This window comes from Nocardioides sp. CPCC 206348 (assembly GCF_048654705.1).
In the GTDB taxonomy this organism is placed as follows: Bacteria; Actinomycetota; Actinomycetes; order Propionibacteriales; family Nocardioidaceae; genus Nocardioides.
Map to the genome: position 1 here is coordinate 42,530 of NZ_JBMCZA010000183.1, position 279 is coordinate 42,808.

Genomic DNA, 279 nt, shown 5'->3' on the forward strand with positions numbered 1-279 from the left:
AGCTCGACGCCGTCGACGGTCAGAGGGTCTGAGGGCAGCGGTTCGGGAAGCACGCCTTCGAGGATGGTGGCGTCACCGAACAGCAGGTCCCACTGGTCGGCATGCATCTCCATGTTCTGCTTCATCGACTCGATCACCTGGGGCAGGGCGAAGCACCGCGCGCCGGGAAACCGCTCGAGCAGGGGGCCGACCCCCAGGTAGTGATCGGGATGGTCGTGCGTCACGTAGATCGCGGTCAGGGTCTTGCCCGTGCGCTCGATGAGGTCGCCGAGGTCGCGG

At 66.7% G+C, this 279-nt stretch carries 1 protein-coding gene; it reads right to left on the minus strand.

Going from position 1 to position 279, the window contains the following annotated elements:
- A partial coding sequence (locus tag ACOADB_RS14960; RefSeq protein WP_378600165.1) for an MBL fold metallo-hydrolase occupies nucleotides 1–279 on the minus strand: 279 nt, incomplete at both ends.